Source organism: Microcoleus sp. Pol14D4 (assembly GCF_036701245.1).
Taxonomy (GTDB): Bacteria; Cyanobacteriota; Cyanobacteriia; order Cyanobacteriales; family Microcoleaceae; genus Microcoleus.
Window position 1 is genome coordinate 1 of sequence record NZ_JAUBQM010000004.1, and the last position, 21,278, is coordinate 21,278.

General features: G+C 47.2%; 16 protein-coding genes. 9 read left to right on the forward strand and 7 right to left on the reverse strand.

Annotation, left to right across the window (positions count from 1 at the left end; translation table 11 throughout):
• Positions 1-134 precede the first annotated feature (134 nt).
• Complete coding sequence (locus tag QUA33_RS03200; protein ID WP_333146424.1) at positions 135-875, forward strand: HAD family hydrolase; 741 nt, start codon at positions 135-137, stop codon at positions 873-875.
• A 287-nt stretch (positions 876-1,162) separates the two neighbouring features.
• On the opposite strand, the gene QUA33_RS03205 is transcribed toward QUA33_RS03200, so the two are convergent.
• Together QUA33_RS03205 and tsaD are read right to left on the reverse strand one after the other, a co-directional pair.
• Positions 1,163-1,654 carry an N-acetyltransferase family protein gene (locus tag QUA33_RS03205; protein WP_333146426.1) on the reverse strand — a complete coding sequence of 164 codons (492 nt, stop codon included), beginning with the start codon at positions 1,652-1,654 and terminating at the stop codon, positions 1,163-1,165.
• A 160-nt stretch (positions 1,655-1,814) separates the two neighbouring features.
• Positions 1,815-2,888: a tRNA (adenosine(37)-N6)-threonylcarbamoyltransferase complex transferase subunit TsaD gene (gene tsaD, locus QUA33_RS03210; RefSeq protein ID WP_333146428.1), complete on the reverse strand. Its 1,074-nt coding sequence runs from the start codon at positions 2,886-2,888 to the stop codon at positions 1,815-1,817.
• A gap of 330 nt (positions 2,889-3,218) precedes the next feature.
• Here tsaD and QUA33_RS03215 point away from each other — a divergent pair, with 330 nt between their 5' ends.
• From QUA33_RS03215 to ilvN, 4 genes are all read left to right on the forward strand, one after another.
• Positions 3,219-3,707, forward strand: a complete 489-nt coding sequence (locus QUA33_RS03215) for a Photosystem I reaction center subunit III (protein ID WP_333037176.1) — start codon at positions 3,219-3,221, stop codon at positions 3,705-3,707.
• 117 nt (positions 3,708-3,824) lie between these two features.
• Entirely contained in the window at positions 3,825-3,953 is a 129-nt protein-coding gene (psaJ, locus tag QUA33_RS03220; protein WP_333037175.1) for a photosystem I reaction center subunit IX, read from the forward strand.
• Between the two features lie 244 nt (positions 3,954-4,197).
• Positions 4,198-5,010, forward strand: coding sequence for a carbon-nitrogen hydrolase family protein (locus QUA33_RS03225; RefSeq protein WP_333146430.1), 813 nt, complete (start codon positions 4,198-4,200; stop codon positions 5,008-5,010).
• A 482-nt stretch (positions 5,011-5,492) separates the two neighbouring features.
• On the forward strand, positions 5,493-6,011 hold the full coding sequence (ilvN, locus tag QUA33_RS03230; RefSeq protein WP_333095566.1) for an acetolactate synthase small subunit: 519 nt from the start codon (positions 5,493-5,495) through the stop codon (positions 6,009-6,011).
• Between the two features lie 198 nt (positions 6,012-6,209).
• Here the strand turns inward: ilvN and QUA33_RS03235 are convergent, their stop codons facing one another.
• Together QUA33_RS03235 and QUA33_RS03240 are read right to left on the reverse strand one after the other, a co-directional pair.
• A complete protein-coding gene (locus QUA33_RS03235) occupies positions 6,210-9,755 on the reverse strand; it encodes an EAL domain-containing protein (protein WP_333146432.1) in 3,546 nt (1,181 codons plus the stop codon).
• Between the two features lie 156 nt (positions 9,756-9,911).
• Positions 9,912-11,162, reverse strand: coding sequence for a transposase (locus QUA33_RS03240; RefSeq protein WP_333146434.1), 1,251 nt, complete (start codon positions 11,160-11,162; stop codon positions 9,912-9,914).
• Between the two features lie 89 nt (positions 11,163-11,251).
• Here QUA33_RS03240 and QUA33_RS03245 point away from each other — a divergent pair, with 89 nt between their 5' ends.
• Positions 11,252-12,256 carry a zinc-dependent alcohol dehydrogenase family protein gene (locus QUA33_RS03245; protein ID WP_333146620.1) on the forward strand — a complete coding sequence of 335 codons (1,005 nt, stop codon included), beginning with the start codon at positions 11,252-11,254 and terminating at the stop codon, positions 12,254-12,256.
• Positions 12,257-12,780: 524 nt separating this feature from the next.
• Here QUA33_RS03245 and QUA33_RS03250 read toward each other — a convergent pair.
• The 3 genes from QUA33_RS03250 to QUA33_RS03260 all read right to left on the reverse strand — a co-directional run bounded on the left by QUA33_RS03250 (position 12,781) and on the right by QUA33_RS03260 (position 17,117).
• Positions 12,781-14,454, reverse strand: a complete 1,674-nt coding sequence (locus QUA33_RS03250) for an asparagine synthase-related protein (protein ID WP_333146436.1) — start codon at positions 14,452-14,454, stop codon at positions 12,781-12,783.
• A gap of 87 nt (positions 14,455-14,541) precedes the next feature.
• Positions 14,542-15,987, reverse strand: coding sequence for a serine/threonine-protein kinase (locus QUA33_RS03255; RefSeq protein ID WP_333146438.1), 1,446 nt, complete (start codon positions 15,985-15,987; stop codon positions 14,542-14,544).
• A gap of 125 nt (positions 15,988-16,112) precedes the next feature.
• Positions 16,113-17,117: a LysR family transcriptional regulator gene (locus tag QUA33_RS03260; RefSeq protein ID WP_190663891.1), complete on the reverse strand. Its 1,005-nt coding sequence runs from the start codon at positions 17,115-17,117 to the stop codon at positions 16,113-16,115.
• A 243-nt stretch (positions 17,118-17,360) separates the two neighbouring features.
• On the opposite strand from QUA33_RS03260, the gene QUA33_RS03265 reads away from it, so the two are divergent.
• The 3 genes from QUA33_RS03265 to QUA33_RS03275 all read left to right on the forward strand — a co-directional run bounded on the left by QUA33_RS03265 (position 17,361) and on the right by QUA33_RS03275 (position 20,906).
• A complete protein-coding gene (locus QUA33_RS03265; protein WP_333146440.1) occupies positions 17,361-18,074 on the forward strand; it encodes an NnrU family protein in 714 nt (237 codons plus the stop codon).
• A gap of 45 nt (positions 18,075-18,119) precedes the next feature.
• Positions 18,120-18,497, forward strand: coding sequence for a thioredoxin family protein (locus QUA33_RS03270; protein ID WP_006635621.1), 378 nt, complete (start codon positions 18,120-18,122; stop codon positions 18,495-18,497).
• Positions 18,498-18,860: 363 nt separating this feature from the next.
• The gene (locus QUA33_RS03275; RefSeq protein ID WP_333146622.1) at positions 18,861-20,906 is read left to right on the forward strand and encodes an NAD(P)H-quinone oxidoreductase subunit 5; all 2,046 of its coding nucleotides are present in this window, start codon (positions 18,861-18,863) and stop codon (positions 20,904-20,906) included.
• Positions 20,907-21,278: the final 372 nt, after the last annotated feature.

Consider the following 21,278-nt stretch of genomic DNA (forward strand, 5'->3'; position numbering starts at 1 on the left):
GCTGCCTATCTTTTTTTACCACAAGTTGGCTCAATCCTTACTAACTATGGGTTTGGGGCGGGTTGTCACCCCCCCAGAAAAATAGGACAATATGAGACGATACAAAAAATATAAAAATTACGGAGTTCAGATTCTTGGTTACTATTAAATGTCGGGGTATTACCTTCTCGAATATCCAAGCCGTAATCTTTGACAAAGACGGCACTCTAGAGGATTCTCAAGAATTTTTGAGATTGTTGGGAATTAAGCGATCGCGCCTCGCAGACGCTCAAATTCCGGGCGTTGGAGAGCCTTTACAAATGGCTTTCGGCATCGAAGGTGGCAGCATCGACCCCACAGGCTTGCTAGCAGTCGGTAGTCGCAGGGAAAATGAGATTGTTGCAGCGGGATACATCGCCGAAACCGGCAGGGGATGGCTGGAATCTTTAACTATTGCGCGTCGCGCTTTTGACGAAGCTGACGAAATGTTTAAAAATAGTGCTGTTTCTCCTTTATTTGTCGGCAGTTTGGAAGTGCTGAAATATCTTTCGGAATCGGGTTTAAAACTGGGAATTCTTTCGGCTGCTACAACAGAATCGGTGCAAAAATTTGTGAAATACCACGCATTAGCCGAGTGGATTCAGTTAGAAATGGGAGTGGATTCAACGCTTCATAAACCTGATCCGAAATTGTTTTTGCAAGCTTGTGAGAAACTCGGAGTAAATCCGGCAGCAACTTTGATGGTGGGAGATTCAGCGGGCGATATTCAGATGGGTAAAAATGCGGGCGCTGCTGGCTGTATCGGGATTTGTTGGGGAAAAGCCCAGGTTAGTCATTTGGAAAATGCTGATGTGGCGATCGCATCTTTGGATGAAATTCAAATTTTAGCAGATTGAGCAAACATCAGATCGTCTGGGCCGATTTTGCTTGGGAAAACCTCGCTTGTAGCTGAGTCCAGATCCCCCCTAACCCCCCTTAAGAAGGGGGGGACAAGAGTGTTCAAAGTCTCCCTTTTTAACGGGGAAGAGTCTTCTGTTTCGTCCCGTTATGAAGGGGGGACAAGAAATAGCATTCAAAGTCCCCCTTCTTAAGGGGGATTTAGGGGGATCTGGCCTCGGCTATAAGCGAGAAATACAAAGGTTTTTAATCTTAAGTTAACACGATAAAAAGCATTGCCGTTTCCCTACAGACAACGCAAACCGAGAATTACGACATCTCTTTCAACGCCGTCAAGTTCGGCAACTTGTGGCATATATCCCCACCGCTGAAAGCCAAATTTCTCAAACAATCTTACACTCGGCTGATTGTGAGCAAAAATTATTCCTATGAGAGTTTTAAGCTTCAATTCTGGACTCCGCACAATTGCCGATTGCAATAAATTTTGTCCGATTCCGCAGCGTTGGCGATCGGGTGCGACGTAGATGCTAACTTCTGCTGTATGCTGATAAGCGGCGCGTCCGTAGAAAAGCTGAAAACTCAGCCAGCCAACAATATTTTGTTCTGATTCCATTACCAAAATCGGCCAGTAATTGGGCGAGTGTTCTCTGTACCAAGGGAGGCGGCTTTCGACTGAGACTGGTTTTAAATCTGCTGTGGCCATTCTGCCCGGTATTGCTGCATTATATATTTTGACAATTGCTGGCAAATCGCTTTCTTCTGCGTCGCGAATTTTCATCGTTGGGTTGACGGTTAACTGTTGACTGTTGACTGTTGAATGTTGACTTTTGGCTGTTGACTCTTGTTATTGGTTATTGGTTATTGGTTATTTGTGAGTTAGTACCAATGCCCAATGCCCAATGCCCAATGCCCAATGCCCAATGCCCAATGCCTAATGCCTAATGACTCTTGTACAGTTCCATAATATCGCTGAGGGCCATTCTTGAATTTGCTCCCAAAGTCAGCGGTGATGTGTGTCCTCGCTGCAAGTGTTCTGAAGCGGCACAGCCAATCATTGCTGCGTTGTCTGTACAATATTTTAATGGCGGAAACAATACTCGCAAGTTGTGTTTTGCTGCTGCTGCTTGTAAGTGTTTTCGCAGTCCGCTGTTTGCTGCAACTCCGCCACCGACTACAATAGTGGTAAGCCCGAAATTTACGGCACAGTCGATCGCTCTTTTGGTTAAACCCTTGGCTACAGTTTCCTGAAAGCTGGCCGCAATATCATTAATTGTAGAGGCAGGCAAGATGCCTTCCGCACCCACATTGTTATTTTGTTTCTTGAGTTTCTGTACTAATTGCAAAACTGCCGTTTTCAACCCGCTAAAACTGCTGTCGTAAGGATGGTAGCCGCCACCTGGCAAGGAAATTCTGCCTTCTGGTAGAGGGTATGCTTGGGGATTGCCAAGGGCGGCCAATTTGTCAATCAGCGGCCCGCCGGGATATCCTAGCTGCAACAGTCTCGCGACTTTATCAAAAGCTTCGCCGGCGGCGTCGTCGCGCGTGTGTCCTACAGTTTCATAAACGCCGCAATCTTTGACATAAATAAAGCTAGTGTGTCCGCCGGAAACTAACAAACACAAAAACGGTGGCTGCAAATCTGGTTCGGTAAGGTAAGAAGCGTAGATGTGCCCTTCGAGGTGGTGGACGCCTAAAAAAGGTTTTTGATGGACTATTGCCAAGCTTTTTGCCGCTGTCAGCCCGACCAACAATGCACCTACTAAACCGGGGGCACAAGTCGCTGCAATGCCGTCAATTTCTGACCAACTCAGGTTTGCTTCACCGAGACACTGGGCAATTACCTGATTTAGCATTTCTAGGTGACTCCGCGAAGCCACTTCCGGCACTACTCCGCCAAACTGCTCGTGGATTTTAATTTGTGATGCTACAACATTGCTGCAAACTTGACGATTCTTAACAATTGCTGCTGCTGTTTCGTCACAACTTGTTTCGATTGCGAAAATGGTTGCCATTAACTGGTAATTTTATTTGATAGGTTAGTTATTGCTAGCTTAACTAATTCGGCGCAAGTCCCCTCCTCTACCTGTACTCAGGTTATAGTTAAGGGATTTTTGACCGATCGACAGGTAAGGTCATCATCTGATGCAAGGAAGGAATATCCTCGCGGTATTGCTAGCTCAGCATTGACCTATGAAAACGCTAATCCCTCATTCTATTGGGATTTGCCGCATCAATGATGGATACTTTACACTGTCAACAAACACGGTAATCTGGATTCCAGATCGGCAAGTTGAAATGCTTGTACAAAAACTTATTGTTTTGTAACAAAAGGAAACAATTCCATGCGACGATTGTTTGCTGCAATTTTAGTGTTGAGTGTCTGGATCAGTTTTGCTCCAGTTGCTTCGGCTTACAATTTAGTGCCGTGCAAGGACTCTCCCGAATTCAAGGAACTGGCTAAAAATGCACGTTCTACCAATGGCGACCCGGCATCTGCGAAAGCAAGATTCGATCGCTATTCTCAAGCTATGTGCGGCCCGGAAGGATACCCGCACTTAATCGTAGACGGCAACTTGAGCAAAGCAGGGGACTTTTTGATTCCTAGCATACTGTTCTTGTATATCGCAGGTTGGATTGGTTGGGTGGGCCGTTCTTATCTGCAAGTTACCAAAAAATCAGCAACCCCAGAGGAAAAAGAGATTATTATCGACGTTCCTTTGGCAATCAAATGTATGCTGAGCGGCGTTTTATGGCCTCTGGCAGCTCTCACATCAATCACCAGCGGTGAAATGTTTGCGAAGGACGACGAAATTACTGTTTCCCCCCGCTAAAATTGGGAAATGGAAAAGAGCTAATAGCTAACAGTTAATTCATTAACTGGAAATTAGCAATTAGCCATAGACCGATCGGCAATTACCAACTGTCTCGAATTTTCAGGAGCAGAATTCATGCAATACTTTGTCAAGTTTCTTTCGACAGCACCAGTATTGGCTATCCTTTGGATATCTATTCAAGCTGCGGCTTTAATTGAATTTAACCGCTTTTTCCCAGACCTGCTTTTCCATCCAATGCCTTAAGATTTGAGGCCAATTAGGTGGCAAAACCTAGGAGGTAAAAGTTGAGAGTTTTGATTTTTGAATTCTGAGTTACAGGTTAATTTAAAGCTCAAATATCAAAACTCTCAAACCATACCAGTTCGTGCTAGACAGCGTATAACTGTGTAAAATCCAAGGATATCAACTATTTAGTTATCAAATTAGTTACCAATGACTAATCATTACTGACTAATGACTAATGACTAATGACTAATATTGTGAATCGATGAAGTCTTATCTCGCCGCAGCAATTCAAATGACTAGCTTGCCTGACCTGCAAAAAAATTTGGTTCAGGCAGAGGAATTAATCGACCTGGCAGTACGTCGGGGTGCCGAGTTAGTTTCCTTACCAGAAAATTTCTCGTTTATGGGCGAAGAGGAGGAAAAGATTGCTTTAGCAGAGGCGATCGGACTCCAAAGCGAAAAATTCCTCAAAACGATGGCCCAACGGTTCCAGGTAACGATTCTGGGCGGCGGATTTCCAGTGCCGACTCCAGGGGGGAAGGTATACAATACTTGTTTGCTGGTAGACCCAAACGGCACTGAAGTGGCAAGGTACAGAAAAGTACATTTGTTCGATGTGGATGTTCCCGACGGCATTACTTACAGGGAATCGAACACTGTGAAAGCTGGTGAAGATTTGCCGTCGGTTTATGTGTCGCCGGAGTTTGGGACGCTGGGGCTTTCGGTGTGCTATGACGTGCGGTTCCCGGAAGTGTACAGGCATTTGTCGTACAAGGGGGCTGATATTTTGTTCGTGCCAGCGGCGTTTACTGCTTACACTGGCAAGGATCACTGGAAGGTTTTATTGCAAGCTAGGGCGATCGAGAATACTTGTTATACGATTGCCCCAGCACAAACTGGCCGCCACTACGGTCGCCGTCAAACTCACGGTCACGCGATGATTGTAGACCCTTGGGGTGTGGTGTTGGCGGATGCCGGAGAGGAACCGGGTGTGGCGATCGCAGAAATTAATCCCGATAGACTAGAACAAGTCCGCCGCCAGATGCCGTCGCTGCAACACCGGGTTTTTCTGTGAAGGAATTTTGAGATTAATTTGGTCTCAAAATTTCAGTCCCCGTCAACGACAAGACCTGAAAAGTTTTTATTCTAACGAGGAATTGTGTCGGTTCGTACACAAAAAAAACTTAGATCCTGTGGGTGCCATCGACAACAATAAGCGGGTGGGGAGGGATTTAGGCCGATCGATGATTGGTATTGTCGATCGGAGGTGACTCTCGCCCCCACAGCTTAATATATTGTTTTTTCCCGCAGATGAACAGCTAATAATATCAAATCCGTCAGCATCGGAATAGTAAATTCGAGTTAACTGTTCACGGCGTTGAGTGTTCACTGTTCGCGGCGTCAACACTCAACCGTCAACAGTCAACATCATTCCGGTGTAACCGGAAATGATATAACTCGCGATAAAATGTCTAATGCAGGTTCAATGGGCGTGCACTTCTGCTAAAAGGCGAATTGGCAAAAGTAGAATTGCACGAAATGCGTCTTTTTGGAGAAATGAAACACACTCTTTCGGTTTTAGTTGAAGATGAAGCGGGTGTCCTCACTCGAATTGCTGGTTTGTTTGCCCGTCGGGGTTTTAATATTGAAAGTCTCGCCGTTGGCCCGGCTGAGCAAGGGGGAATATCTCGGATTACAATGGTTGTACCCGGAGATGACCAGGTTATCGAGCAGTTGACCAAGCAACTGTACAAGTTGATTAACGTGCTAAAAGTTCAGGATATAACAGAAATTCCCTGTGTGGAACGCGAGTTGATGTTGCTGAAAGTTAATGCTGCTAGCGGGACGCGATCGGAGATCATTGAGTTAGCTCAAATTTTTAGAGCCCGAGTGGTCGATATTGGTGATGATACGCTGACATTGGAAGTTGTCGGAGATCCCGGTAAAATGGTGGCGATCGTCCAGGTTCTCAATAGATTTGGGATTAAGGAAATTGCTCGTACTGGGAAAATTGCCCTGACGCGGGAGTCGGGGGTAAATACTGAGTTTCTCAAGTCTTTGGAAGCGAAAGTTTAAGGAAGAAGGAAGAAGGAAGTTCGGCAACGGATTCTGTAACGGATGTAACGGATGTCAGTCCGAAGGAAGAAGGAAGAAGGAAGAAGGAAGAAGGTTTTAACTTCCACTTGCTAATTTCTAATTTCTAATTTCCAATTTCCAATTCCCGATTCCCGATTCCGAATTAGCAATTCCCAATGACTAATGACTCCTGACTCATTACCACTTGGGTTGACTTTCTATCAAAAGTGTGGCTGCGATGCTGTCTATCGGCTTTGAGAAAAAGTATCCTTGTCCGTATTCGCATTGCAGCGCTCTGAGTAAATTAAGCTGTTCGATGGTTTCGATTCCTTCAGCAATTACATCCATACCTAAATGACTGGCTAAAATTAAAATAGTCTGTACAATCGCTTCGTTGCCTTCATCTTCAGTCATGCGACTGACAAAAGCTCGATCGATTTTTAAAGCATCAGTTGGAAAAGTGTGCAGGCGGCTCAAAGAAGAATAGCCCGTTCCGAAATCGTCAATATATAATTGAATTTCTAAATTTTTCAATTCCGCAAGGATAGCCACTGCTGATTCGGCATTCTCCATGATGACGCCTTCAGTAATTTCTACCTTTAAAGTGCGGGGGTCAAGCTGAGTTTCTTGTAAAATTTCGCGAAGGCGATCGATTAAATCCGGTTGTTTAAATTGTTGGTTAGAAAGGTTGACGCTGACAGTCAACGGCGGATTTGCTGGGAATTTTTGGTGCCACTCGTGGATCTGATGACAAGCCGATCGCATCATCCACCAGCCCATAGGTATAATCAATCTAGTTTCTTCTGCTACTAAAATAAACTCGCCAGGAGATACGACACCCCGCTGCGGGTGATACCACCGCATCAGCGCTTCAAAACCGCTGATTTTACCAGTAACTAGAGAGACGATAGGCTGATAGTAAAGCTGAAATTCCTGGGAGTCTAAAGCGCGTCGCAGGTCGTTTTCCAGTTGCAAAAGGGCGACGGCGCGAGTGTGCATACTTAAGTCAAAAACTTCGTGGCGAGCTTTGCCCAATCCCTTAGCATGATACATGGCAGCATCTGCATCTCGGAGTAGTTCTTCAGGTCGATCGTACAATATGGACAACGGGACATTGGGAACAGGAGAGTCGGAAGATAAGCAAGACAAAGAAGTTTCCCGATCTATATTTCCCTGATTTTCGGGACTCGACAGTTTGCGGGTTTCCGTTGGACGCGGAGGAACACCAGAACAAACAATCCCAATGCTAGCACTGGTAAAAACTTGATACTCGTTAAGGTAAAAAGGCTCTGCCAGTTCCGCTTGCACTCGTTCGGCAATCTGGATCGCATCCTCGGTGCTTTTGATATTTTCCAGCAAAATAGCGAATTCGTCGCCGCCGAGACGGGCAACGGTATCTCCAGCGCGCAAACAGATTCCCAGGCGCTGCGCGATCGCGATCAGCAACCTATCGCCCACTAAATGCCCCAAACTGTCGTTAACAACCTTAAAGCGATCGAGATCGATAAACAGCACCGCAAACAAAATCTCGGGACGGCGTTTTGAAAGATCGATCGCGTGTCCCAAGCGATCCATAAATAAAGATCGGTTGGGCAAACCGGTTAGCATATCGTGCAAAGCATCGTGTACTAACTTATCTTCGGCTATTTTGCGGAGGGTAATATCTTCGACAGTGCCTTCGTAGTAAAGTAACTTTCCGTCAGGGTCGCGAACTGCCCGGCCGTTCTCGGAAACCCAGATAGTAGTGCCGTCAGCGCGGTAAACTTGGGACTCGAACTCAGACACAAAACCGTGTTTTTCGATCGCGCGCAAAAACTCCCCACGTCGGTTGGGATCGACGTAGAGTTGGCGGTCTATGTCTTGGATATTCGCGATCAATTCGGTGGCCGACTCGTAGCCGTAAATTCTCGCCAAAGCAGGGTTAGCGCTGAGGTAGCGTCCGTCGGGCGTTGTCTGAAAAATGCCTTCGATCGCATTTTCAAAAATACTGCGGTATTTCTCTTCCGCCTGTTGCAGCGCGAATTCTGCCTGCTTGCGATCGGTGATATCGGTCAACGTGCCGAGATAGCCTAGAACTTCCCCGCTTTTGGTCATTTCTGGCACTGCTTGCCAAAATACCCAGGTTGTGAAGTCACCGTTGCAAAAGCGATACTCTAACTTACAGGGCAACTTGTCTGTGACAGCGCGATACCACTGGCTCAAAACGCGCTCGCGGTCTTCCGGATGCAAACTTTGCGCCCAACCTTCGCCTAGTGCCTTTGGCGCAGTCAGTCCCGCCATCTCCAAAAATCGCTCATTGACATACAAGCAATCTCCAGCAGCGTCGGCGCGGAAAATCCCGACCGGCAGTATTTTTGCCAAGGTGTAATAGCGGTATTCGCTTTCTAGCAGCGCGCTGGCAGCTACTTTAGTCTCTGTGATATCAAACATTGCGCCTTGAAGGATGACAGACTTGCTTGCTTCATCGCGAACTGCGGTTGCTTGATCGCGGAACCAGACGACTCGACCGTTGCGGGCGATCGCGCGGTATTCTGAAACCAGCGACCCCTCGCAGAAGATATCTTCTCCATCGGTGAATTTCTGTGTAGCGTTTTCAACTAACACGCGGTCGCGGTCTTCTGGGTGAACGAGTTTCAGCCACAAGTCGGGATCTGCTCTCCATTCAGCTACAGAATAACCTAGAAAAGTCTCTATTTGCGGGCTGATGTAAAGTTTGGCAGCCTTGCGGTTGAGGGGAGAAATGTATGTGACAGCGGGCATTTGTTCTACCAGGGCGCAGTATTTCGCTTCTACAGTGGAAAGTGCTGCTTCTAGGCGCTGCCGCTCTAATTCGGCGGCGGCCCGTCCCGCAAAGATGCTGAGAATTAATCGGAATTTGGCAAGATGTGCTTCGACCAGGGGTCGATCGTGAAAAATACAAATAATGCCTAAAGGTTCGCCGTAAGAGTTTTTCAGCAAGACTCCCAGGAAACTGCGCGCACCTGTAACTACCGGTCTGCGGTCTTCTGGAAAGGTTTCCCAGAGGTTGTCGGGACAGGAATACATTCCCGCCTCCAGCACCCGCGCTTCAGGAGTATTGGCGGTGTCGCACTCAAAGTTTGGCTGCTGCTGTCCGTCACTCCAAAAACTGATAATTTGCAATCTATCGGCAGCAGCATCGGTGCGTGCCTTCGACTTAATCGATTTGGCAGCGACGGCGGTGCGAACTCCGAGTGCTGAGGCTAAGTGGCAAACTAAGGCATCAAAGAATTGTGCTCCACCCGGCGAATCAGTACCTGCTAGGATTTCGCCCAGCAAATCTTCCTCTAATTGCTCGGAAGGAGTAACTTTGGGAGGATTCTCGGCATTCGGGCGATCGGGATTTTCTCCCATCGAACCCAAAATGCTCAGATTTAGGGTTTTGCTAGTTCCAGGCCCCAAAAGAGGCGAAGAATTAACACTTAGGCGTTCTTGCTTGGCCCAGAATACAGCGCGGCCCATACCTAAAACTTTACCCAAGAAGCTGTCAGTTGCCGGCCACTGATTTGGGTTGGGGAAAATCAAAAAGTTTTTCCGCATTTTCAATCTCGCAGATAAATCGTCTGGTTTTAATTCTGCCAACTGCTGTTGCTCTTGGGTTAGTGGTAGGTTGGAAGGCCGTCGGTGCCACTTGAGATAAATCGCGGACACCAAGGCTAAAATCGCCGATAATCCCAGAAAATATGCAAGAATCTCAAAGTAAAAAAATAAATCTAGCTCGAACATCGATTAGCACCGCTCGACAATTATTGTAGTTATCTGAAGCCAATCTATTTAAAAATAACTAAGTATCGTCACGGATGGGTAACGAATACAAGGTCAAATCGCCGTGAAGGCGACAAGAGAGTTAAGAGTTGACACAAAACCGGGCAATACTTAACATTACCCAACTTTTTGTGTTTCTTTTTGTACAGGTTCAACCCGTACAGGTGAAATTGCAAACACATATATACGGTTGTGGCACTCCTCTAAGGGTGAGCTTACGTTTACTTTTATAATCATATTTAACGCTGCATTCACATCAGCATTAATCCAACTTTCCTTAAAAGACCTAAACCACCCTCGTTTACCTCTCTTACCCTGGTAAGACTCTTGCTTACCGACAGGCTCTAAATTCAAAAAGCTGCACTTATTTGTATAAAATGCTTGTGTAACTATTACCTTGATACCAAATAGCTCAGTTTTGTAAGTAATATATTTTATGAGCTGGTCAGGAGGAACTTTCACAAATTTATGAGGCTTTTTTTGTAACTTTATATTTTGTTTCTCCCTCACATTTGTGCCAATAATTAACTGGATTATTTTCTCAGCCACCAACCGCTTGACAATCAAACTGCTGGTTTGATGAAGGTAGTTTTCTAATCGCTTGTTTCGATTAAAGGTGATTTGCTGGATTTGGCGCGTGGTAGATTTTCCCTGGTCACGTTTTGACAGTAAAAATGCTCGGCGCTGATGGCAACATGGATTAATTGATTTGAGATGTTTTTTATGATATGTTGTTGGAGTAAATGTTGGCTTATTGGATGGCAAAGCAACGAAGCGATCAAAGCCTAAATCTATACCTGCTATGAGGTGATAATTTAAATCCACCAAAGTTACAAGCTTTTGATGGGCAGCCTCAACAAAGTAGAGCGCTGTTTCAAGACCTATCCTTACCTTGATGACATTTTGGGATTTTGTAGAAATTATTATGTCACTTTGAGAGAAATGAAGTAGTCCATTATTTTTGTCACCTCCCTTTTTTTCTATGGACTGGTTATCCTGAATTAAAAATTTACGTTCCCAGATTTTATGTTTGTATTGGGGGATGCTGGAGAGGAATGAAAATTTAGGTATAGGTGGATCGTAACCTCTGATTGACTTGTTGCAATCGTCCCAATCTATAACAAATTGATTAAGAACTTGATTGCTAATTTTAGCAGGTAATGATTGAGAGCAGTCTGTAGGTTTTAGGATAGCAGATAACTGTTTGATAATTCTAGTACCGCCAACTTTAGATCCAGAATTTAAAAAGTGGTTCCTCATATAATATTTACCGTAATTGTAGAGATTTCTCGACAGAAACGATAAGTCATCAAGTTGTTTATAAAACTGATGCTGCCGATATATGTACGGCCTTTCAACAACAATCATAAATTTTGGGATAAACGATTTTTTTTGTGGCTTTGCTAAGCAATGTACAATAAAGTCTAGGGATTATCTGATCTAGTGTAACACCCATGATGAAAGCGATTGTTTTTCAAACCCCCGGAAGCCCGTCCGTATTGAAACTACAACATATCCCCGCTCCTACTATACAAACAGAAACTGAAGTTTTGGTGCGGTTGCGAGCGGCGGGTATCAATCCGATCGATACTAAGTTGCGATCGCGCGGCACTTTTTACCCCGATAAAGCTCCTCACGTTTTGGGGTGCGACGGTGCTGGAGTCGTAGAGGCTGTCGGTGCTGGCGTGCAAAGTTTCCAAGTGGGAGACGAAGTTTTTTTCTGCAATGGCGGTTTGGGCGGGTCGATCGGTACTTATGCTGAGTTTGCCGTTGTAGACGAACGCTTTCTCGCCCTCAAGCCTGCTGCTTTAAGTTTTGCTGAGGCGGCGGCGGCACCGTTAGTTTTAATTACAGCTTGGGAATCGCTGTACGATCGAGGGCGCTTGCAAGCCGGCCAAAAAGTGCTGGTTCAAGCTGGTGCAGGCGGTGTTGGCCACGTCGCGGTACAGTTGGCGAAATTACAGGGGGCAGAGGTTTGCACGACTGTTAGTTCTGAGGAAAAAGCCAATTTTGTCAAGCACTTAGGTGCAGATTCAGTTATTTTATACAAAAATACCAATGTTGTCGATGAGGTTTTGACCTGGACTCAAGGACAAGGAGTTGATTTGGCTTTCGATACAGTCGGGGGAGAAACTTTTTATCAAACTATTCCGGCTGTGAAGATTTATGGAGATTTGGTAACAATTTTGGAACCCGATCCAGCTTTGGGCAATTTGAAAACAGCGAGAATGCGGAATCTGAGAATTAGTCTGGAATTAATGTTAACACCAATGCTAGAAGGTTTGGTGGAGGAACAGGAACAGCAGGCTCATATTTTGCAGAAGTGTGCTCGTTTGTGCGATCGCAACTTGCTAAAAATTCACGTCACCAAAACTTTCCCTCTCGAAGAAGCGCAAGCCGCTCACGAACTGTTAGAAACAGGCTCAGTAACCGGTAAAATAGTGCTTGAAATTGGGGGTTAAAAATGCGGATTGTTAAATAAAAAAATCACAACTGATATCATGTCCGGTCGGGAAACCGCGATTTTTGTAGGGCGGGTTCACCAAGAAGACCTGCCAATAATTGACAATCTCAAAAACTCGCCCCGACCGGGATATTATCCTTAATCGCTCGGACATGATATGAAATTCTTGGAGAGAAAGGTGCAAAATCATGGTTAATAATTTTGAGAGAGTTCTGGCTAATTCAACGACCAAGGTAAATCTTGCTTTTATATCAAATCCGTTGGCATCGGAATGATTCATCTCTCTCTTCCCTTTCTCTGTATCCTCTGCGCCCTCTGCGGTTTAATCATTCCAATACAACCGGAATTCATATTATTACGCTGATGATTAAAAGGCTGGCAGCCTAAAAGATGTCAAATCGGTTCTATAAACCAGAGCGAAAACCGCATAGGGAAAATGCCAGTGTCGATCGAGCAATTTGGGCGTCAACTGCTGAATTTAACATGACGAAAGGCACGGCGCCGTATCCTAATTTTGGATAACTAACGGCGATTTACTTGTAACCAAATTTCCAGCGTCACCAGCAGCCACAGCTTCAGCCCGTAGCGGGGAAAAACTTCTCCACGATAGTTTAGCCACTCGCTGATTAGTGTTCGATCGAGGTAAGGCGCGATCGCCGCATGACGATTCAGCAGCAACGATCGCGCTTGCCGCTGCCAATCCCTCAAAAACCACTGCTGCATCGACATCACCATCCCGCTTTTCGGACGGTTGACAATGACATCGGGCAGCAAATCCGCCACAGCAGCTTTGAGAACCGCTTTTTCCTGAGCACCCGAAAGCTTGTACTCTGGCGGAATTTGCAAACTCAGCGCCACCATCCGCGAATCAAACAAAGGCGATCGCGCTTCCAATCCCGCCGCAGCGGTGAGATTATTCACCTTGGTCAAAATGTAATCGGCTCCTTTAAACTCAATGTTGAGCCGCATCAGCCGATTCAAAAACGTCGTTTCTGTCTGTTGCAATTCCTCAGCAAAGACGGAAGGCGCATTCTTCACCTTTTCCCAAACCTTCGGCTTCAGCAAACGTGGCAAATCCACATAGCATTTTTGAAACGAAGTCAAGTAAGCTGCGATCGGATCTGGTTTACCCTGAATTGAACCATACAAACTATTCAGCAACATCGGCTTATTTTTCGGCCCGCCAAAGCACGGATCGCCGCCTTCGCCATTGAGTACCACGTCTGCGAATTGCTTTGCCGATCGCCCCAGCAGCAAATTTGGCACCGTCAAGCCTTCCCCCACCGGATCGTCCATCGCCGCCAGCGTTTCCGGCAGCAATTCCCAAATTTGCTGCGGCGAAACTTCCAAAACGTGGTGCTCACTGCCACAATGTGCCGCAACGATGTTGGCAAATTCAATCTCGCTGGGATATTGAGCGCCAAAGTGCATCGAGAAAGTGTGTACTGGACGATCGTGCAGTCGCGCTGCGATCGCCGTGACGCAACTTGAATCAATACCACCCGAAAGATATGCTGCGACTGGTTCTCCCGCTGGTAGCGCTTCCTGCACCAGTTGTTCCAAAAGCGATCGCACTTGTTGACTGTGCCATTCCAAAGGGCGATCGGCATTAGTAATTTGCTCCTGTGGCTGCCAGTATCTCTGCGCCTCAATATCCGGTAAGTACAGGTAGCTACCGGGCCGCAACTCTCGCACTGCTTCCCACAGCGTTTGTGCTCCGGGTACAAAGGCACAGGACAAGTAGTCGCGCAAAGCAACTAAATCAAGTTCTCGATCGTGATACGGATTGAGCGATCGCAGTCGAGGCGAGAGCCAGCGAGTCGTTCCTGTACGGGTGTAATAGAGGGTTTTGGCTCCCACGCGATCGCGCCCCAGACACAAGGTTTTCTCCTCTCTATCCCACACAGCAAGGGCAAATTGTCCTGACAGCAAGCTCAGTGTTTTAGTACCGTACTGCTCCCACAGCCGCCCGACGATCGCCAAATCGGTCAATCCATCGGTATCAATCTGTTGTTGGAGCATTGGGGTGCGATCGAAGCAGCAGTCACCTACCAGCACAAATCGCCGATTGGGGCTGAAGGTGGGTTCAGCTCCGATTATGGCAAAACCGGAAGTTTCCCAAGTTGCAGGGTGCGATCGGGCTTCTGGGCCCCAAGCAATGATCCAATTAGGGCAGATAGACTTCTGAGTCTGCATTTTAAATTAGACATCTCCCATAATTAATTATTGTGGAACAGGCATCTTGCCTGTTCAAAACAGGCTTTTCTTGCGATGACTATTACATTAAAAAACGTTTGAAAGTAACTTATAAATCAGGCGAAAAATAGCTGTTCCAGCGATCGCACCCAAAGCACCCAACCATCCCACAAATAACACGCCAGCGATCGGAGAATTCGGATAAATCGCAAGTGCCGCCGTCTGTAAAACCGGGAAAAACCAAAGCAAAGCCACAGTACCTGCACCAATAATTAACATCTCAGTTTGTTCGATCGCCCTGCGGTACTGGCCGTAAATCAAACCCGCCACAATCATCCCCAACAATCCGATACTCAAGCCAGGAGACGGCAGCAAACTCGTCAGGGCGATCGCCAGCACCCCCGCCTCAAAACCCGTAAACGCCGCCCCCGACAAAACCTCCCAAATCGAAAAATTCCTTCTCTGCGAAGGTTGCAGCCCTCCTGAAGGTGTTGCAGGAACCCGTACAGGAGGAGGTAGAGTCGGTTGAAGAGGTATCGGAGGCGGCGCCACCACGACTGTAGGTGGTTGAGAATGTTGTTGAGGCCCAGACATCAGAGCCGCTTCCACCTCACTCGCAGATTGAAAACGCTGGCTGGGAGCTGATAATAACATTCGATCGAGAACGTGAGCCAAACGCGAACTTACCTGCACCCGTGACTGCCAATTCCACTCGTTTCTGTAACTATCAAAAAGCTCCGTCGGCTGCAAACCACTCAGCAAAGTAATACAAGTTACAGCCAAAGCATACAAATCCGTTGCCGGATAAACTTCTTGCCCGCTCATCTGTTCTGGCGGAGCGTAACCCAAAGAATAAATACCAGTCGAAGCTTTTGCACTCCCAACACTTTGTGTAACTTGTTTAACAGCCCCAAAATCTAATAAATAAAGCCGACCGTTTTTACCCCGCATAATATTAGCAGGTTTAATATCCCGGTGAATCGAACCGCGAGAGTGCACAAAATCTAGAACCTTCAAAATTTCCCGCAGCACCTCCACCGTTTCCGCCTCCGAAAACCTGCCTTTAACAGCTAGTTCATCCTCCAAATTTTTACCGTCAATAAATTCTTGAACCAGATAGAAAAACTGATCGTTTTTTCCCGGCTGCAAACTCGTAACAGTCAGCTCAAAAAAAGCCAGCAAACTCGGAATTTGGGAATGTTCGTTTCCCAGTTCTTCCAGCACCGCCGCTTCCCGTTCAAAAAGAGTTTGAGCGATTTTTAGCTGGGCCGGAGTCAGATTTACCGAGGGCTGCAAAAGTTTAGCAACGCACTGCCGCATCGCGGGAGTATAGCGGTCTCTGGCCAAAAATGCCGCCCCAAAACCGCCTTGACCCAACAACCTCACGGGCAAATAGCGCCCGCTCAAAATCATGGGCATCCCGCAAGCGGTGCAAAACTTTTGCTGCACCGTTTTGAGCCGCGAACTGTCATCAAGGTCGGGAAAATAGTTTTGAGGGCGCGGGCAGCCCGGTCGGGTGCAGTAAACTTCCATTTTTGTTTGCTAATAAGAAGGAAGAGGGAAGAAGGAAGAGGGAAGAGGGAAGAAAAAGCGATTGTTAAATCAGATTTCGATTTCTCAACTAACCGCGAACTGCTAACTGCCAGCGACCTAAGAGATTAACTTCCTGCCGAGTTGGGAGTTGCTATTTCTATGAATCCCAAATCGAGCGCCGGGGGTTCTTTCTTCTCCAGGATGGTCGAATAAGTAGCAAATTGGGGCAAAATTTCATTGCTGAAGGCCTCTGCTGCTTTAGAACGGTAGCGGTTGGGGTTGTAAATCAGCGACAAAATGCGAGTTACCAAAACTTCGTCCATTTGAGATTTGTGCAAGACGCCCATGAGCAACTCTTTTTCGATCGCCGAAACCGAGACAAAAGCCGCTCCCAGCCCCGACTGAACGGCATTTTTAATTGCTTCGATCGAATTTAGTTCCATCTCTATTTTTAAGCGGCGCGTGTCAATGCCGCAGCGAGTCAGTACCTGATCGATTACTTTGCGGATCGTAGACTGCGAATCGAGGGATATAAACTGCAATTTGTAAAGGTCTTCTTTTTGGATACTTTCTTGTTGTACCATCGGGTGAGACGGAGGAAGAATCAGAGCCAGTTCGTCCTCAGCGTAAGGAACAATTTCTAAAGCTTCTACAAGTTCGGTAGGAATCTCTCCGCCAACAATTGCCAAATCGATTTGCCCGTTTGCCACACTCCACGCCGTGCGGCGGGTCGAGTGAACGTGAAGCTGTACTGCTACATCCGGGTACTTTTGGCGGAACATCCCGATCATCCGGGGCAGCAAATAGGTTCCCGTTGTTTGAGAAGCGCCGACGATCAAAGTACCGCCTTGGAGATTTTGCAAGTCTTCCAGAGCTCGACAAGTTTCCTGGCAAAGCGATAAAATTTTCTCGCCGTAACTCAGCAGCAGGTGTCCGGCTTCGGTCAGTTGCGCCCGCCGCCCCCCCCGGTCAAACAGCGGCACGTCCAACTGTCTCTCTAAGTTTTGCACCTGCAAGCTAACTGCTGGCTGGGATACATAGAGGCTGTCCGCGGCGCGTTTGAAGCTTCCTTCAGAGGCGATCGCCTTGAGAATGCGTAACTGGTCTAAAGTGAAAGGAAGGTCAGACATATATCTAAATTGTCAGTTGTCAGTTGTCAGTTGTCAGTTGTCAGTTGACGGTTGACGGTTGACTGTAGGCAGCGAACAGCAAACAGCGAACAGTCAACAGCGAACAGTCAACAGCGAACAGCGAACAGTCAACAGTCAACAGCGAACAGTGAACAGTTAACTGACTGATAACCGCTGAATGCTCCCATAGATACTTTGTGACACAAATTGGCCGAGAATCAATAACTTTTCTTAATATTTGCAATGACGATCGACTTGGCGCTCGACTCCCACTTAGTTATTCTGGGTCTATTACTGGTTTTTGCGATCGCCCACAGCGGTTTAGCAGCCCTCCGGCCCAAAGGTGAAAAGCTGATCGGGCCGAGACTTTACCGCGTTTTTTTTGCCCTTGTCAGTTTGCCGCTAGCCGTCATTCTGATTGTCTACTTTTTCAACCACCGCTACGACGGTGTACAGCTTTGGCAAGTACAGGGATTACCCGGAGTTAAACCTGCTGTTTGGATACTTTCGGCAATTTCCTTTCTGTTTCTGTACCCAGCAACTTTCAACCTCCTAGAAATTGCCGCCGTCCAAAAGCCCCAAGTTCACCTCTACGAAACTGGCATCATTCGTATCACCCGTCACCCGCAAATGGTGGGACAGGTGATTTGGTGCGTGGCCCACACCCTGTGGATTGGCACTAGCTTTACCCTCGTCACTTCCATCGGTTTGGTACTTCACCACCTCTTCGGAGTGTGGCACGGCGACAGGCGACTTCAGGCTCGTTTTGGAGAATCCTTTGAAACCATCAAATCTCGAACCTCAATCATGCCTTTTTTGGCAATCATACAAAAGCGTCAAACCCTTGATTTGCTTGAGTTTCTGCGCCCTTCCTACGTAGGTGTAGTCATTTTTACTGGTTTGCTGTGGGAAATTCATCCTTTTTTGATGCGTGTCACTAGGAACATATACTGGTAGCATGATCCCTAGGATAGAAAAAAAATTATTAAATTTTGAGGGATCATGGTGTTGTCGGTTAGCGAACGCACTTTTGCACAAGAGGTGTTTCAAGCCTCTACCCCCGTTTTAGTTCACTTTTCGGCTCCTTGGTGCGGTTTGTGCCGCGCGATCGACCCCACGCTTAAGACTTTTGAAGCACAGTGGGCAGAAAAAGTCAAGCTGGTCGGGGTGAATGCCGATCAATGTTTCAAATTGGCCCACACTTATCGGTTGACAAGTCTGCCCACGCTGATTTTGTTTGAGGGCGATAAAGTTCGATTTAGATTGGAAGACTACCAAGGACGCGAGGAACTGCGGCGGACTCTGGATTCCTGGATGCTCGCGGCTCACGTAGCTTCCCCATCTCAACGGCTGCAACTTCAGGAAGTCGCCAACAGGTAATGGTCCCAAGGCATTCGGCTCTTGTGTAGAAGGCATTCGGCTTTTATGTAGAAAGCAGAAGGCATTCCCCATTTGTGCATCAACCATAGGACACCAAAATAAATCTCGCAGTCTTGAAGGCACAGGACTGTGAGATTTATCACATAGTTTCCCTTGCCGCGGGAATAATAGTTTTCGCAGTAGGGTGCGATCGTCTCGCTCGCCAGGAAAAAAGTAGTGCGATCGTCTCGCTCGCGATTGCACTCAGATATAGCAATACTTAAAGAATTGGATCGAGTATTTTGGCCCAGTGGCGCAGGCGTGTGTCACAATTGTTTACAGTTTTGTCAATATCTAGTAGAAACTTTAAACTACCTATCAGTCATGGAACTGCTTTATCAATATGCTTGGCTGATTCCTGTCCTGCCGCTGGCAGGCGCAATGCTAGTAGGTCTAGGCTTAATCACCTTTAACCAGGCAACCAACAAGCTCCGACAAGCGAATGCGATATTAATCGTCTCCGCGCTCGGAGGGTCAATGGTACTCTCCTTCGCATTGCTGTGGAGTCAACTACAGGGCCACGCACCCTACACCCGCAGTATTCAGTGGGCTTCTGCTGGCGACTTCTCGCTGAATATGGGCTATATTATCGACCCCCTAACGTCGGTCATGCTGGCGATCGTAACCACGGTCGCTTTTTTGGTGATGATTTACACCGACGGCTACATGGCTCACGATGACGGGTACGTGCGCTTTTACGCCTACCTGAGCATCTTCAGCGCCTCGATGTTGGGTCTCGTAGTCAGCCCGAACATCGTTCAGATTTACATTTTTTGGGAACTCGTAGGTATGTGTTCGTACCTGCTAGTCGGATTTTGGTACGATCGCAAACCCGCTGCTGACGCTTGCCAAAAAGCTTTTGTCACCAACCGCGTCGGCGACTTCGGCCTGCTGCTGGGCATCCTCGGCATTTACTGGGCCACCGGCAGCTTTGAATTTGAGGTGATGGGCGAACGCCTGCACTCCTTAGTCGAATCCGGCGCTCTTTCGGCGACTCTGGCGACAATCTTCGGCGTCCTGATATTTTTGGGTCCAGCAGCCAAATCCGCTCAATTCCCCCTCCACGTCTGGCTCCCAGACGCAATGGAAGGCCCCACACCGATTTCGGCCTTAATCCACGCCGCCACGATGGTAGCCGCCGGCGTATTCCTGATCGCTCGGATGTACCCAGTGTTGGAAGGGCTGCCCGCAGTCATGAATTTGATTGCCTGCACCGGCTGTTTTACGGCATTTATGGGCGCTTCGATCGCGATTACCCAAAATGACATCAAAAAAGGCTTAGCCTACTCCACCATCTCCCAACTCGGCTACATGGTGATGGCAATGGGCGTCGGCGCTTACAGTGCCGGACTTTTCCACTTGATGACTCACGCTTATTTCAAAGCAATGCTGTTCCTGTGTTCAGGTTCAGTGATTCACGGTATGGAAGCAGTTGTAGGCCACAACCCCGCTCTCGCTCAAGATATGCGAGTCATGGGCGGCTTGCGGAAATATATGCCGATTACCTCTGCTTGCTTTTTAATTGGAAATTTGGCAATCTGCGGAATTCCGCCGTTTGCTGGTTTTTGGTCAAAAGACGAAATCCTCGCCAGCGCCTTCGCAGCAAATCCCGCTTTGTGGGCTGTTAGCTGGTTGACGGCCGGGATGACGGCGTTTTATATGTTCCGGATGTATTTCAGCACCTTTGAGGGCGAATTCCGGGGCAATGACAGCGCTATCAAGCGGCAACTCCTGCAACCCGGTGTTGTTTTTGGCCCGGGAGCGATGAACGTTAAGGAATTGGCATCAACTGGCGACAGTCACGATGAGCACGACCATTTGCCTCACGAATCTCCTCTGACAATGGCTCTGCCGTTAGTCTTGCTGGCAGTACCTTCTGTGTTTATCGGTTTTCTCGGTACGCCGTTTGCCAATTATTTCGAGCAGTTTGTTCGCGCGCCAGGGGAGTCTCTCGAAGAAGTTTTGGAACACGCTGCTGAGTTCAATTTGACGGAATTTCTAATCATGGGCGGAAGCTCTGTAGGTATTGCTTTGCTGGGCATTACTTTGGCTTCTCTGATGTATTTGAGCCGTAAAATTGACCCAAGTGCGATCGCCCAAAAAATCAAACCGCTTTACGAGTTCTCCCTCAACAAGTGGTATCTCGACGATATCAACGAATTTCTTTTTGTCAAAGGCAGCCGCCGTTTAGCGCGGCAAGTCATGGAAGTGGATTTGCGAGTCGTCGATGGTGTAGTCAACTTAACAGGGCTGATCGCCCTGGTTAGCGGCGAAGGTTTGAAATACTTTGAGAGCGGTCGCGCTCAATTTTATGCCCTGATTGTGTTTGTCGCAGTTCTGGGTTTTGCGATCGTTTCTGGAGTCAGTTAAATCTTTAGGGAAACGGCAATGCCGTGTCCTCCGGGTAGGGACACGGCATTACCTATTAGTGTCAACTTAAGGTAAAACCGATAGTCCGACAGGGAATGATATCATATCCACTCTTCATCGTCCTGTATTCATCTGTCTTATCTCCCTCTGTGTTCTCTGCGTTCTCTGTGGTTAAATCATTCCGATCCAACCGGAAACGATATGAATTCCATGGTGGACTGACAGCTTAAGTTGACACGCCTTGGACAACGCCATTTCCAGCAGAAGATATTTTAAGAAATGATATTATCTCAATAACTCACCATTGACAATTAGCCAATAGAAATAAATCTTTGATTAAACTTAACTGTTGCGATCGCATAAATTGTCCAA